This is a genomic window from Kocuria palustris, from assembly GCF_007666205.1.
In the GTDB taxonomy this organism is placed as follows: domain Bacteria; phylum Actinomycetota; class Actinomycetes; order Actinomycetales; family Micrococcaceae; genus Kocuria; species Kocuria palustris_A.
The window spans coordinates 79,152-93,308 of sequence record NZ_VDOR01000001.1 but is presented as its reverse complement, the minus strand read 5'-3'; the positions used below and the strand labels follow the sequence as shown (position 1 = coordinate 93,308).

The following is a 14,157-nucleotide window of genomic DNA, read 5'->3' as shown; positions in this document are numbered from 1 at the left end:
CGGCGCGGGGCCGTCCCGGGGGAAGGAGCGCGCGTGCAGACTGCAGTCCCGGTCGTGTCCTGGGCTCTGCTCGGGATCGCGGTCCTCGCCGCGCTCGGCTGGATCCTGCGGGTCGGCCTGCGGCGCCCCAAGGCCGCCCTGGGCGCCATCATCGTCTACTCGATGATCTCCCAGACCATTGGGACCGTCGGCGGCGCCGCCGTGCTGAACTACGGCGACGAGCTGGCCGTCGTCCTGGCCGTCGGGATCGCCTGCTGCCGCAGGCTGCTGGACCGCGGGTCGCTGCGCTTCTTCGCCGCGCTCTGGTTCCTGCTCGCCTTCGTCCTGCTCGGGCTGATCAGCGCGGCGGTCCAGGCGGTGCCGTGGCCCACCGCCCTCACCGGGGCGTTCCTCTTCGTCAAGGGCCCGGCGCTGGGCTTCGCGGCGGCTCAGCTGGACTGGCGCCGCTGCGACCTGCCGCGCATCGCCACCGCGGGAGCGGCCGTCATCGTCGTGATCCTCTTCGTCTGCGCGCTCAACGCCGCCGCCCCCGGACCGTGGAACGAGCTCGTGGGGCGCACGGAGGCCGTCAGCGAGCGCGGGGGGTTCTCGAGCCTCACCGGGCCCTTCGACCACCCGGTAGGCCTCGGCACCACCATGGCCCTGGCGTTCCTGGCCGTGTTCCTCTATCGCACGCTGGTGCGCCGCACCCCCTTCACCCTCGGCCTGATGATCGCCACGGGGCTGGCCTGCATCGCGGCCTTCCGGCGCAAGTCGATCGTCGCGGCCCTCGTCGCCGCCCTCGGCGTGCGCGCGGCCGTCCCGCATCCCCGGGGGCTGTACCTCGCGAGCATCGCCGTCCTGCTCCCCGTGGGCCTCGTCCTCGCGTGGGAGCCGCTCATGGCCGTCGTCCAGGGCACGGTGGCCGAGTACACGACCGACTGGGAGCGCGTCGCCCGCATCCGGATGACGATCGACGGGGCCCTGCTGGCCGTCGCCTCCTTCCCGCTGGGCGTCGGCTTCGGCCGGTTCGCCTCGTTCACCGCCTCCGACGACTACAGCCCGATCTACACCGACCTGGGCTACGAGCGGATCCACGGCATGGGCCAGGGGGAGATGGGCGGCTTCCTGTCGGACACCTTCTGGCCGGCCCCGCTGGCCGAGACCGGGATCCTGGGGGCCGTCTGCTACATCGGCGCGCTCGTGATGTTCGTGGCGCCGGGGTGGCGGATGATGCGCACCGCGACCGACGGGCACAGCCGCTGGATCGGCGCGGTCACGGTGGCGTGGTTCGCCGAGCTGCTGATCGAGTCCGTCGTCGCCCCGGTCTTCGTCTCGCCGCCGATGTACGGCCTGCCGTTCGCCGCGGCGGGGCTGTGCCTGGCGCTGAGCACGGAGCCGCGGATGGGCCGCCGGGCCCTGCGCGGCGGTCCTCGGCAGCGCGAGCACGTGCGGGCCAGGACCGCGCCCTGGGCGGCGGCCGACGAGGCACGGGAGAGGACGCCATGATCACAGGCGCAGTCATCGGGCCCGGGCCGGGCTCGGCCGGCGGGATCGGCGTCATGGCCGCCAACCTGCAGGCGACGAGCTCCGAGCGCACGGCGCTCGAGTTCGTGGAGTCGGGAGGCGCGGCCGGCTCGCGCCCGGTCCGGCTGGCCGCTTTCCTGCGCTGCGCGGCCGGCTGCCTCGGCCCGTCCGCCGCGCAGGTCCGGGTCTTCGCGGTCTCCTCGCACGGCAGCACCTGGCGCAAGCTCGTGCTGACGGCGCTGGCCGGGCTGCGGCGCCGCCCGTACGTCCTGCACCTCCACGGCGGCGGCTACGCCGATTTCCTCGCGGGCCGGGGGCGGCTCGGGCGCCGGGCCGTCCGGGGCATGTTCCGCCGCGCCGAGCGGGTGATCGTCCTGGGGGAGGGATGGGCGCGGTTCGTCGAGGACCGGCTCGGCGTGCAGGCCGGGCGCATCGCCGTCCTGCCGAATGCCGTGCCGGGGCCGAAGGAGGCCCCCCGACGGCCCGACTCCGAGCCCGTGCGGGTCCTGTTCGCGGGCCGGGTCGGCGCGCGCAAGGGCGCCCCCGAGCTGGTCGAGGCCTGGCGGCGGATCGGCGCCGGCCGCGATGCGGTCCTGGTCCTCGCCGGCGATCTCGACGATCCCGACGGCTCGATCCGCGCCGCGGTCGAGGCCGCCCCGCGTGTCGAGCTGACCGGGTGGCTGGAGCCCGCGCAGCTGCAGGAGCAGCTGCGCCGCGCTCAGGTCCTGGTGCTGCCCAGCCGCGCGGAGAACCTGCCGCTGTCGCTGCTCGAGGGCATGGCCTGGGGACTGGCCCCGATCGCCACGCCCGTCGGAGCCGTCCCGGAGGTCATCGACGACGGCGAGAACGGCCGGCTGGTGCCCGTGGGCGACTCCGCCGCGCTCGCAGAGACCCTGCGCGACGTGCTCGACGACCCCGCCGCCCGGCACCGCTTGGCGGTCGCGGCCCGGCGGACCTGGGAGGCCGGCTACACCCTGGCCGGCTACCGGGGCCGCTTCGACGACATCCTCGAACAGGCCTCCGGTGCCGCGGCGAGCACGACAGGACGGCGACGATGACCCCGCCACGGCTCGAACCCCGGCTGCAGGCGCAGGTCGACGACGCGCTCCGCCGCGCCGTCGCATTCGCGCACGAGCGGGACTACGCGGGCACGGATCCCTACGACGGGCTGCTCTCCCCGTGCGCCCGGGTCCTGCGGGGCCGGGCGCCCCGGCAGGTCTGGGTGCAGGCCCACAAGCGCCTGGGCCGGAGGCTGCGCACCGTCACGCGGGTGCCGCCGGTGCGCATGACCAAGGGCCTGGCGCTGTTCTCGACGGCGGCATCCCTGCGCGGCGACGCGGCGACGGCGCGCGAGCTCGCCGACCGGATCATCGACGAGCGCGGGCCCGGGCCCTGGGGCTACGAGTTCGACGTCCAGACCCGCTGGGCCTTCTACCCGGCCGGCAGCCCGAACGTCATCGCCGTGACGTTCGCGCTGCGGGCCCTCGAGGCGGCCGGGCGGCTGGAGCGGGTCTCCCCGGCGGTGCGCGAGTGGCTCGAGGGGCAGTTCCATGCGTCCGGCCACTTCCGGTACACGACGACCTCGGACCGGCTGGTGCACAATGGGTCGCTCCTGGCGGCGGAGTCGCTGGCTCGGCTCGGGGGCGACCCGGATCCGATCCGCCGGGCGGTGGACCGCACGGTCCGCGCCCAGGCGCCGGACGGCTCCTGGCCGTACGGAGAGGGCCCGGGGCTCGAGTGGATCGACAGCTTCCACACGATCTACAACCTGGACTCGCTCCGGGCGCTGGAGCAGATGGGCTTCCCATCGGGGGATGCGGCCGCCCGGGGCGCGGCGTTCTGGAACGAGCGCTGCCTGAGCCCGGACGGCCTTCCGCTGTACTACGCGGACGACCGGCACGCCTCCACGGACGTGCACAACGTCGCGACGACGGTCGGCTATCTGGCCCGCGCGGCGCAGCGCGGCTGGCAGACGCCGGATCCGGGTCCGGCGGTGCGGCACCTGCTGAGCCTGCAGGGCGAGGACGGGGGCTTCCGCAGCGGGGGCAGGGGGCTTCCGCACATGCGGTGGAATCAGGGCCACGCGGCTGTCGCGCTGGCCTCCTGGGCATAGCCGGAGCGGCTGCCCGACACGGACTCTGGGGGGAGACCGATGACGGATCAGATGCGGCACGAGGCCGCGGCGCCTCGCACCGACGTGATGGGCGTCGGCGTGGATGCGCTGACGATGGATCAGACCATCGACCGGCTGCGGGAGATGATCGCGACGGGCAAGGGGCAGAACCACCTGTCCGTGAACGCGGCCAAGCTCGTGGCCGCCATCGAGGACCCCGCCAAGCGGGAGGAGTTCAACCGCGGCACGATCGTCAGCGCGGACGGGCAGGCCGTGGTCTGGGCCGCTCGCCTGCTCGGGCGGCCGCTCCCGCAGCGCGTCGCGGGGATCGACGTCATGGACCGGCTCGTCGAGCTCTCCGCCCGGGAGGGCCAGCGGATCTTCCTGCTCGGCGCCCGGGAGGAGGTCGTCGGCCAGGTCCGCCGCGCGTTCGCCGCGCGCGGGGCGAACGTCGTGGGCCATCGCGACGGCTACTGGCGGCAGCGCATGACGGATGCCGAGATGGCCGAGACCATCCGCCTGCTCGACGTCGACATCCTGTTCGTCGCGCTGCCCTCGCCCATGAAGGAGGACTTCATCTACGGGTTCGCCGAGCAGCTCGACGTCGGCGTGAGCGTCGGCGTGGGCGGGTCCTTCGACGTGGTGGCCGGGCGGACCCGCAGAGCTCCCGAGGTCCTGCAGAGGCTGGGGCTCGAGTGGCTCTTCCGCCTGGCCCTCGAGCCGCGCAGGATGCTACGCCGCTACGTCGTGGGCAACACGAAGTTCATCCTGTACCTCCTGCGGGAGCTCGTCTCGCGTGGCCGCTGAGCGCCTGCAGGGCGCCCGGATCCAGTCCGCGCTGGTGCTCGCCATCCGGGTGGGCGGCGCGGTGCTGCAGATGCTGCTGGTGGCCGTCGTCGCCCTGCGCTTCCCGATCGAGGCGGTCGGTCTCAACGGGCTGATCTGGGCCATCGCCCTCGTGGCCCGCATGGCCGGCACCTTCGGGCTCGACGTCGCCGGGATGCGCGCCCAGTCGCCGCTGTGGGACGAGGGGCGCGCGCAGGAGGCCATGGCCCTGGGCCGCCGCGACGGCGCCGTGCTGCGCCGGATCTGGCTGGTCCTCGGCGCGGTCGGCCTCGCGGCCGCGGCGGCGGTCCAGCTCGGCGGGGGGCGGGGCGAGTGGGTGGTCATGGGCCTGCTGGTGGCGGCCGCCTCGGCGTCCTCCCGGCTGCACCTGGTCCAGCGCACCGCCCGCAGGCGGCCCCTGACCGGGCAGCTCCTGGAGTCCGCGGTGCTGCCCGGCCTGGGGCTGATCGCCGCGCTGATCGCCTCCGCCGCCGCACCGGGCCTGCTGATCCCGGGGCAGGTGCTGTGCTTCCTGGTCGTCGCGGTCATCCTCTGGCGCCTGGCGCCGTCGAGCGGCCGCCGCTGCGAGGCGGCCGCGATCGGGCCGGGGGAGCTCGCGCCGGTGCCGTGGCGCTCGGCGCTGACGATGGGCGCCGGGTCCGCCCTGACGGCGCTGTGCGTGCGCGGCCCGATGTTCGTGCTGGGGACCCGGTCCCTGGCCATGACCGGGGCCTTCGAGGTGGCCCAGAAGGTCCAGTCCGCCGGCAGCATGGGGACCTCGGCGGTGGCCACGGTCTACATGCCCCGGATCGCCATGTCCGTGCGGCACCGTGCACGGCTGGCCCGGCTGCTCGCGGAGGCCGCGATCGCCTCGGCGCTGATCCCGGTCCTGCTGCTGGTCTTCCTGCTCGCACTCGGCGAGGACCGGCTCGTGGACCTGCTGGGACCGGAGTACCGGGGCGCCTGGCTGGCCTCCGTGCTCATGGTCGCGGCGACCCTCGTCAACGCGCTGACCTCCGCCTCGAGCAATGTGCTGATGCTGGGCGGGGGAGAGCGCGCCTTCACCGCCATCAGCGCCGTGCAGCTCGGCGTCGTCGTGGGCGGCTCGTGGCTGGCCGGCACCGACACGGCGACCGGCATGGCCTGGTGGGTGCTGATCGGCGAGACGCTGCGCGCCGGGGCCATGACAGCCGGGATGGTCCTGCACATGCGCGCGCTGGGCCGCACCCCTCCGCCCGTCGGCGCGACGACGGCGTGACCGGCCATCACGGCGGGTCGGGGCCCGTGCCGGGGCGCGGACGCGGGGTCTAGAGTGTGGACATGGCTTACCACGCAGACTCCACGGACGTCGAGGACAAGGAGATCCTCACCTGGCAGGGCTTCGGCGACGCCACGCGCGAGCTCTCGCAGGAGATCGCCGACAGCGGCTTCGTGCCGGACATCATCATCGGCATTGCCCGCGGCGGCCTGGTCCCGGCCGGCGCGCTGTCCTACGCGCTGGGCGTCAAGCTGCTGGATGCGGTCAACGTCGAGTTCTACACGGACGTCCACGAGACCCTGCCCGACCCCGTCCTGCTGGCCCCCATGCTGGACGTCGAGTCGATCCAGTCCAAGAAGGTCCTCGTGGTCGACGACGTGGCGGACTCCGGGCGCACGCTGGCCCTGGTCCTCGAGCTGCTCAAGGGCTACCAGTCGGACACCCGCTCCGCGGTCATCTACTCCAAGCCGCGCTCGCTGGTGGAGCCCGACTACGTCTGGAAGTCGACCGACGAGTGGATCGTCTTCCCCTGGTCCGACGAGCCCCCGGTCACCCCCGCCGCCTGACGCCTCAGACCGGCGCCCCGCCTTCGTGCAGGGAGGCCCGCGAGCAGGAGCCCCCGATGCCGTCACGGCATCGGGGGCTCCTCGTCCTGCGGGGCGAGCGCCGCCGAGGGGCTCAGCGCCGCCGGCTGACCAGCGAGGCGGTGGCCTCGGCGATCGCGCGCTCCTCGTCGGTCGGGACCACCAGGATCTCCAGCTCCGAGTCCGGGGCGGAGATGCGGCGGGTCTCGTCGCCGCGCACCGCATTGGCCTGCGGGTCGAGCTTCGCGCCCAGTGCGCCCAGCTTCGAGACCGTCCGCTCGCGGAAGCCGTCGGCGTTCTCGCCGATGCCGGCGGTGAAGATCAGCGCCTGCGCGCCGCCGACGGCCACGTGGTAGCCGCCGATGTACTTGGCCAGGCGGTAGGCCGTCATCTCCAGGGCCAGCTCCGCGCGCTCGTCGCCCGACTGGGCCCGCTCCTCGACCGTGCGCATGTCCGAGTGCCCGGCCAGCGCCTGGAGCCCGGACTCCTTGTTCATGATCCGGTCGAGTCGCCCGGCGTCCATGTCGGGGTAGCGCTCGAGCAGGGCGGTGACGATCGACGGGTCCAGGTCGCCCGTGCGCGTGCCCATGATCAGCCCCGCCAGCGGGGTGTAGCCCATCGAGGTGTCGTAGGACCTCCCGCCCCTGATCGCGGTGGCCGAGGCGCCGTTGCCCAGGTGGGCCACCACGGCGTCGAACCGATCGCGGTCGATGCCCAGGAATCGGGCCGCCTCGCCCGTGACGTAGTCGTGCGAGGTCCCGTGGAACCCGTAGCGGCGGATGCCGTACTCGGAGTACATCTCCTCGGGCAGCGCGTAGCGCCACGCGTGCTCCGGCATGGAGCGGTGGAAGGCGGTGTCGAAGACGCAGACCTGCGGCAGGTGCGGCCACTTGCGCTGGATCGCGCGCAGGCCCAGGGCGTGGGCCGGATTGTGCAGCGGCGCCAGCGGGGCCAGGCGCTCGACGGCGCGGATGATCTCGTTGCTGACGAGCACCGGGGCGGAGAACCGCTCGCCGCCGTGCACCACGCGGTGGCCGGCGGCGTCGATCGTCCGGTCGCCGAGCTCCTCCTCGAGGCGCTCGGCCAGGATGTCCAGGGCCTGCGTGTGGTTCTCGACCTCGGACGTGCCGATGTTCTGGATCAGTCCCTCGGTGAGGACCTCGCCGCCCTCGGCGCCCTGGGTGGCCTGCTCGATGTTCACGAGCTCGTCCACGCGGGGCATGGACGACGTGTACTGCGAGGGCTCGCTGCCCTCGGGGGCGACGACCTCCCGCACCTGGTACTTGAGGGAGGACGAGCCGCAGTTGACGACGAGGATGAGCATGGGACTCCTTCGGTGGGGAGGCGGGTGGTCGGGGTGGCCGGGGACGGCCGAAGGCGGCCCGAGCCGCCGGGTGCGGCGGCTCGGGAGCCGGCGGGGGATCAGCCCTTCTGGGCCTGGATCGCGGTGATGGCCACCGTGTTGACGATGTCCTCGACCGTGGTGCCGCGGGAGAGGTCGTTGACGGGCTTGCGCAGCCCCTGCAGGACCGGGCCCACGGCCACGGCGCCGGCGGACTGCTGGACGGCCTTGTACGTGTTGTTCCCGGTGTTCAGGTCCGGGAACACGAAGACGGTGGCCTGGCCGGCGACCTCGGAGCCGGGCAGCTTCTTCTGGGCGATCGAGGCGTCCACGGCGGCGTCGTACTGGATGGGGCCCTCGACCGGGAAGTCCGGACCGGCCTCCTGCACGATCCGGGTCGCCTCGGTGACGCGCTCGACGTCCTCGCCCGACCCGGAGCTGCCGGTCGAGTAGGACAGCATGGCCACGCGCGGATCGACGCCGAAGTCGCGGGCGGTGCGCGCCGAGGCCTTGGCGATGTCGGCCAGCTGCTGCGCATCCGGGTTGGGGTTCACAGCGCAGTCGCCGTAGACCAGCACGCGGTCGGCCAGGAGCATGAAGAACACCGAGGAGACGACGCCGACGCCCTCCTTCGTCTTCACGAACTCGAGGGCGGGGCGGATGGTGTTGGCGGTCGTGTGGGCCGCGCCCGAGACCATGCCGTCGACGTCGCCGAGCTGGACCATCATGGTGCCGAAGTACGAGCCGTCGAGCATGCGCTCCAGGGCGGTGTCCTTGTCCATGCCCTTGTGCTTGCGGTGCTCGACGTAGGCATCGGCATAGCGCTCGCGGCGCTGCTCGTCGTTGCGGAAGTCGATCAGCTCGAGCCCGTCGGCCTCGAAGTCCAGGTCGATGCCCTCGGCATCGCACAGCCGCGCGACCTCGTCGGGCTCGCCCAGGATCACCAGGTCGCAGAAGCTGCGGCGGTGGATCATCTCCGCGGCGCGCAGGATGCGGGGATCGTCGCCCTCGGGCAGCACGATCGTGCGGCGGTCCGAGCGGGCCTTCTCCACGAGTTCGTGGAGGAAGCGCAGCGGGGTCCGGCGCTCGGGGCGCTCGAGGCGCAGGCGATCGGCGAGCTCGGCGCCGTCGACGCGCTTGGACCACGCGCCCAGCGCGGCCGCCGTCTTGCGGGGCCCGCCCTTGACGATGCGGCCGCGGGACGCGCGCACGCGATGGGCCGCCGTGTAGGTGTCGTCCTCGGTGGTCAGCACGGGGAACGGCGCCCCGGTCAGGAACGAGCGGACGAGGCCCTGGGGCACGAAGCCCCCCGTGAGCAGCACGCCGGCCGGGGTGGCCTGATCCGGGGCGAGCGCGGCGGCCAGGGTCGACATCAGGACGTCCGAGCGGTCGCCGGGGGCGATGACGAGGTCGCCGTCGGCGAGCAGGTCCAGGAAGTGCTCGACGTTCATGGCCGCGATCTTCACGCCCTTGATGTCGCGGTCCAGGGTGACGTCGGTCAGCTCGGTGCTCAGGCCCGCCGACTCGACGAGCTCCTCGACCGTGGGGCTGATGACCTCGGGGACCTCCGGGATCACGTAGACCGGCAGGTTGTGGGCTCCGCGCTGGGCGTTCTGGGCGACCTCGTCGACCCAGTCCGCCGGGCAGCGGTTGACCATGATCGCGAAGATGTCGCACTTGGCGTCGCGCAGCTCGGTGCGGGTGACCTCGACGGCGTTGAGCAGGTCCTTGGGCTGCTCCGCCTGCTGCCCGCCGATGACGGCCAGGACCGAGCAGCCCATGTCGTTGGCCAGCCGGGCGTTGAGGTCGAACTCCGCGGTGGCCGCGTTGTGGGCCAGCAGGTCGGTGCCGTCGACCACGATGACGTCGCAGTGCTCGGCCATCTCGGCATAGGCGTCCACGGCCGCCGAGTCGAGGGCGTCGTGGTCCCCCGAGGCCAGCAGCTCGCGGCAGCGCTCCAGGGTCACGGCGCCGCGGCAGCGCTCCGGGGGCAGCTCGAAGGTCTGCGCCATGAGCGCGAGCATGGGGTCCTGCTCCGGGGTCTCGCCCAGGTGCACCGGGCGCAGGAAGCCCACGCGGTCCGAGTTCTTGAACAGGGTGTCCGTCAGGCCCAGTGCGATCAGGGACTTGCCGGCGGCCGGCGTCATGGCGCTGAGGTAGATGCCTTGGGTCATGGGGATGCTCCTCCTCGGTGAGGTCGTCTCCGTGCCCCGCCCCGCGCGCAGCCGGTCCGGTCCCGAGCGCGTCGACGGGCGCACGGGCCGGTCTGCCCCTCAGCCTAGGTCGTGGCCCCGACGCCGGGCCCGGGGTTGCCCGGGCTTCCCCGGGAATTCGCATCCGCGCTTCCGCGGCCGCCGCCGGCTGCCGCCGCTCGCGGCGGCGGTCGCGACCGGGGCGGGGCGCGTCCGGCACGGAGTCGACGCCCGAGGCCGAGCTCCCCCCCCTGGGCGCCCGCGGGCCTGTCCGGATGCCCGCGGGTCGGCCTAGGCTGGGGGCATGATCGTCGCCTTCTCCGTATCGCCCATGGGCGGGGACAATCCCGCCGGCTCCGTCCACGACGCCGTCGCCGCCGCCGTCCAGGTGGTCCGCGACTCCGGCCTGCCGCACCGCACAGACTCGATGTTCACCTCGGTCGAGGGCGAGTGGGACGAGGTCATGGCCGTCGTGAAGGAGGCCACCGAGGCCGTCGGGCGCTACGGCCCCCGCGTCTCGCTCGTGCTCAAGGCGGACATCCGCCCCGGGCACACGGGCGAGATCGACGGCAAGGTCGAGCGCCTCGAGGCCGCCATCCAGCGTCAGCAGCTCGAGGGCGGGCGCCCCGGTCAGGCTCCCGAGGAGTCGTCCTGAGCGCCTCGGCCGGCTTCGCGCTGCGGACCGCCGGACCCGACGACGCCGAGCAGCTGACCCGCCTGCACGTCGCGTGCCTGCGGGAGACCTATCTGCCGCTGTACGGGGCGGAGTTCGTCGAGGCCCTGCTGGGCGAGGACTCCGTCGCCGACATCGCCGCGGAGGACCGCGAGTTCTTGACGGATCCCGACCGGCTGGTGGTGCTCGCGGAGGACGCGCGCGGCGAGGCCGTGGGCTTCGCATCGCTGTGCCGCGGGCCGCTGGAGTGGGAGCTGGAGCTCGAGCCGCAGCTGGCCCCGGAGCGGGAGCTCGTGAAGCTCTACACGCTCGAGAGCACGCACGGCTCGGGCCTGGGCGCCCGGCTGCTCGAGGCCGCGGCCGGAGGGGACGAGCCGGTCTACCTCTGGATCATGAGCGGCAACGAGCGGGCCGAGGCCTTCTACCGCAAGCACGGCTTCCGCGAGATCGGGCGGCGCTTCCCCGCCGACGGCCCCTGGTCCGGGCAGGACACCTACCGGATGCGGCGCTCCTAGACTGAGGCGCATGGGTCGACAGCGCAGGGGCCGCAGAGCGGACGAGCAGGCAGCTGCGGATCCGGATGCGCTGCAGGCCGGGACCTGGCCGATCACCACGGGGAGCGTCGAGCTGCGCCCCGATGATCTGAGCCCGGGAGCCTGGACCGTGCTGGTCAACGGCGTCCCGTCCTCGCACGTGGATCCCGCCCGCCCCGACCAGCTCGACTTCGAGTACATGCGCTGGATGGCCGCGGTGCTGCGCATGCACGTGGGTGCGCACCTGGAGCCGTCGTCGCTGCGGGTGCTGCACCTGGGCGGAGGCGCGTGCTCCATGGCGCGCTGGGTGCACTGGCAGTGGCCGCAGGCGCGGCAAGTGGTCGTCGAGCTGGACGCCCGGCTGGTCGAGCTCGTGCGCGGGTGGTTCGACCTGCCCCGCGCCCCGCTGCTGCGTGTGCGTGCGGGGGAGGCCCGGGAGGTCACCGAGTCGCTGACCGAGTCCACCCGGGAGGTCGTGATCCGCGACGTCTTCGCCGGAGCCGTGACGCCCGAGCCGCTGACCACCGTCGAGTTCGCCCGCCAGGTCGATCGCGTGCTGGCCCCCGGCGGGCTGTACCTGCTGAACGTGGGCGACACCCGCGACCTCCAGGGCGCCCGCGCCGAGGCCGCCGCCCTGCGGGAGGTGTTCGGCCACGTCGCCGCGATCGCCGATCCCGCGATGCTCAAGGGGCGGCGCTACGGCAACGTCGTCCTGGCCGCCTCGCACGCGCCGCTGCCCATGGCCGCCTCCCCGGAGGCCGCGGCCATGGAGCGCGAGCTGCTGATCGATCCGGTGCCCGCCCAGCACAAGGACGCGAGCTGGGTGCGCGCCTTCGCCGGGACGACCCCGCCCCGCCGCGACCCCCGCATGCCGACAGGGCGCTCTCCTGCGCTGTAGGCGGCCGCAGCGCAGGGGAGTGCTCTTTCGGCAGGGCTCAGGCGAGCCAGCCCTCGATCACGCCGATGCCGAAGTACGCCACGAAGGCCGCCGCGACCACCCACATGAGCGGGTGGATCTCCCGGATGCGGCCCTGCACCACGCGGATGAACACGTAGGAGATGAAGCCCGCGCCGATGCCGTCGGCGATCGAGTACGTGAACGGCATGAGCACGAACGTGAGGAACGACGGCACGGCGATGCCCCAGTCGTCCCAGTCGATGCGCACGACGTTCTTGGCCATCAGGAAGCCCACGACGACCATGGCCGGGGCCACCGCCTCGAACGGGACCACCTCGACGAGCGGGGTGATGAACATGGCCGCCAGGAACAGCAGGCCCGTGACCACGTTGGCCAGGCCGGTGCGCGCGCCCTCGGCGATGCCCGTCGAGGACTCCACGAAGATCTGGTTCGACGACACCGAGCCGACGCCGCCCGCGACCGCGCCGGCCGCGTCGACGAGCAGCACGCGGTCGACGTTGTCGATCTTCCCGTCGCGGACCAGGCCCGCCTGCTCGGAGAGCCCCACCATGGTCCCCATGGCGTCGAAGAAGATCGACAGCAGGATCGTGAAGATCAGCAGCAGCACGGTCGTGACGCCGAGCTGGGACCACAGCCCCACGGGATCGGCGTCGCCGATGAGGGAGAGGTCCGGCAGGGAGAACAGGCCCGTGGGCGTCGAGGGCACGACGAGCGACCAGCCGGTCGGGGAGTCGGCCGAGGAGCCCGAGGGCACGACGGCCTCGAGGACATGGGCCAGGACCGTGCCGAGCACGACGGCGATCAGGATCGCGCCGCGCACGTTGCGCACCATCAGCGTGATCGTCACCAGCAGCGTCAGCACGAAGGTCAGCAGCGGCCACCCGATGAGCTCGCCGCCCACCCCGAGGTCCACGGGGACGGTGGTGCCCGCGGCATCGGGCATGCGGCGCACGAACCCGGAGTTGACGAGCCCGACGAGGGCGATGAACAGGCCGATGCCCACGACGATCGCCGACTTCAGCGAGGCCGGGACCGCGTTGAAGACCGCGGTGCGGAAGCCGGTGAGCACGAGCACGAACATGATGAGCCCGGCCCAGATCACCAGCCCCATCGCCTGCGCCCAGGTGAGCCCGGGGGTCGTGGCGATCGTGACGGCCAGGAAGGCGTTGACGCCCAGGCCCGTGGCGACGGCGAACGGGGCCTTGGCCACGACGCCCATCAGGAGGGTCATCACGCCGCCGATGAGCGCGGTCATGGCGGCCACGCGGTCGACGCCGAGCGTGGCGCCCGCGGAGTCGGCGCCGAGGCCGAGCACGAGCGGGTTGAGCACCACGATGTAGCTCATGGCGATGAACGTCGCGATGCCGCCGCGGACCTCGCGGCCGACCGTCGAGCCGCGCTCCGAGATCATGAACCAGCGGTCCAGACGGTTCTTGGGCGCGGGCCGCCCGCCCGGCTCGGAGCGGCCGGGGGGATCGGCGACGGCGGAGGGGCCGGACCGGGGCGCGGGCTGCCCGCTCGCCGGGGCCGTGTGCTCGACGGGTGCGCCGGCGTGCTCCCAGGGGGGCTGCGACGAAGGGCGCGAGGAGGGTGAGGACATGGTGCGGCTCTCTCGAGAAGGGCGCCGTCGAGCGGGGCCGGTGCCGACGGATCAGCCGATTCTACGACCGCCCCGCCCGCCGCGCCGGGCCGGGAGCGGCCCCGCCGGTGTGGGGCCGAGCACATGCGCGGGTCCGTTCCCCGGAGCCGGCGCAGCCGGCCGGGCGGCGGGGCTCAGACCGAGTAGAGCGCCCCGTCCAGGTAGAGCCACTGCCCGTCGACGCGGCGGAAGCGGGAGTTCTCGCGCTGGCTGCCGCGGGGGCCGTCGGCGCCCGGGACCGGACGGTAGTGGGCGGTGAAGTCGACGGTGCCCCAGTCCTCGAACGGCCCGCCGCCGGTGGCGCCGTGGACGTCGAGGCGGTACCAGCGCAGCTCGGGGTCCAGGTCGACGGATGCGGGGCGGGTCTCCGGGTGCCAGGTGCGCAGGAGGTGCTGCTCGTCGCCCAGGGCGAAGGCGCTGAAGCGCGAGCGCATGAGGGCCTCGGCCGTGGGCGCCTTCCTGCCGCGGTGCAGGGGCAGGCAGCAGCCGCCGTAGACGTCGCCGGAGCCGCAGGGACAGCGCGCGTCCGGATCGAGGGCGACCGGGGAGGAGGTGTCTGCTGAGGGGGACATG

The 14,157-nt window shown here is 73.6% G+C and carries 13 protein-coding genes; 9 read left to right on the top strand and 4 right to left on the bottom strand.

Features of this window, described 5'->3' with window-relative positions:
* Positions 1 to 33: 33 nt before the first annotated feature.
* From FSY66_RS00430 to FSY66_RS00405, 6 genes are all read left to right on the top strand, one after another.
* Positions 34 to 1,488 carry a hypothetical protein gene (locus FSY66_RS00430; RefSeq protein WP_186304328.1) on the top strand — a complete coding sequence of 485 codons (1,455 nt, stop codon included), beginning with the start codon at positions 34 to 36 and terminating at the stop codon, positions 1,486 to 1,488.
* Positions 1,485 to 2,564 carry a glycosyltransferase family 4 protein gene (locus FSY66_RS00425; RefSeq protein WP_144790198.1) on the top strand — a complete coding sequence of 360 codons (1,080 nt, stop codon included), beginning with the start codon at positions 1,485 to 1,487 and terminating at the stop codon, positions 2,562 to 2,564. The genes FSY66_RS00430 and FSY66_RS00425 overlap by 4 nt, the downstream gene beginning before the upstream one ends.
* Complete coding sequence (locus tag FSY66_RS00420) at positions 2,561 to 3,619, top strand: prenyltransferase/squalene oxidase repeat-containing protein (RefSeq protein WP_144790196.1); 1,059 nt, start codon at positions 2,561 to 2,563, stop codon at positions 3,617 to 3,619. The genes FSY66_RS00425 and FSY66_RS00420 overlap by 4 nt, the downstream gene beginning before the upstream one ends.
* A gap of 39 nt (positions 3,620 to 3,658) precedes the next feature.
* Positions 3,659 to 4,426, top strand: a complete 768-nt coding sequence (locus tag FSY66_RS00415) for a WecB/TagA/CpsF family glycosyltransferase (RefSeq protein ID WP_144790194.1) — start codon at positions 3,659 to 3,661, stop codon at positions 4,424 to 4,426.
* Positions 4,416 to 5,702 carry a lipopolysaccharide biosynthesis protein gene (locus FSY66_RS00410; protein WP_144790191.1) on the top strand — a complete coding sequence of 429 codons (1,287 nt, stop codon included), beginning with the start codon at positions 4,416 to 4,418 and terminating at the stop codon, positions 5,700 to 5,702. Before FSY66_RS00415 ends, FSY66_RS00410 begins: the two co-directional genes overlap by 11 nt.
* 62 nt (positions 5,703 to 5,764) lie before the next feature.
* Positions 5,765 to 6,268 carry a phosphoribosyltransferase gene (locus FSY66_RS00405; protein WP_144790189.1) on the top strand — a complete coding sequence of 168 codons (504 nt, stop codon included), beginning with the start codon at positions 5,765 to 5,767 and terminating at the stop codon, positions 6,266 to 6,268.
* A 112-nt stretch (positions 6,269 to 6,380) separates the two neighbouring features.
* Here the strand turns inward: FSY66_RS00405 and FSY66_RS00400 are convergent, their stop codons facing one another.
* Together FSY66_RS00400 and pta are read right to left on the bottom strand one after the other, a co-directional pair.
* Positions 6,381 to 7,610 (bottom strand): acetate/propionate family kinase, encoded by a 1,230-nt coding sequence (locus FSY66_RS00400; protein WP_144790187.1) that lies wholly within the window; start codon positions 7,608 to 7,610, stop codon positions 6,381 to 6,383.
* 98 nt (positions 7,611 to 7,708) lie between these two features.
* Positions 7,709 to 9,802, bottom strand: coding sequence for a phosphate acetyltransferase (pta, locus tag FSY66_RS00395; RefSeq protein ID WP_144790185.1), 2,094 nt, complete (start codon positions 9,800 to 9,802; stop codon positions 7,709 to 7,711).
* Between the two features lie 322 nt (positions 9,803 to 10,124).
* Here pta and FSY66_RS00390 point away from each other — a divergent pair, with 322 nt between their 5' ends.
* The 3 genes from FSY66_RS00390 (at position 10,125) to FSY66_RS00380 (ending at position 11,924) form a co-directional block, all read left to right on the top strand.
* Positions 10,125 to 10,475 (top strand): thiamine-binding protein, encoded by a 351-nt coding sequence (locus FSY66_RS00390; RefSeq protein ID WP_144790183.1) that lies wholly within the window; start codon positions 10,125 to 10,127, stop codon positions 10,473 to 10,475.
* Positions 10,476 to 10,651: 176 nt separating this feature from the next.
* Complete coding sequence (locus FSY66_RS12485; RefSeq protein WP_186304327.1) at positions 10,652 to 11,008, top strand: GNAT family N-acetyltransferase; 357 nt, start codon at positions 10,652 to 10,654, stop codon at positions 11,006 to 11,008.
* Positions 11,009 to 11,018: 10 nt separating this feature from the next.
* Entirely contained in the window at positions 11,019 to 11,924 is a 906-nt protein-coding gene (locus FSY66_RS00380) for a spermidine synthase (protein ID WP_144790179.1), read from the top strand.
* A 37-nt stretch (positions 11,925 to 11,961) separates the two neighbouring features.
* Here the strand turns inward: FSY66_RS00380 and FSY66_RS00375 are convergent, their stop codons facing one another.
* On the bottom strand, positions 11,962 to 13,356 hold the full coding sequence (locus tag FSY66_RS00375) for an NCS2 family permease (protein ID WP_260853363.1): 1,395 nt from the start codon (positions 13,354 to 13,356) through the stop codon (positions 11,962 to 11,964).
* A gap of 362 nt (positions 13,357 to 13,718) precedes the next feature.
* Positions 13,719 to 14,156 (bottom strand): YchJ family protein, encoded by a 438-nt coding sequence (locus FSY66_RS00370; protein WP_144790177.1) that lies wholly within the window; start codon positions 14,154 to 14,156, stop codon positions 13,719 to 13,721.
* Between the last annotated feature and the right edge of the window lies 1 nt (position 14,157).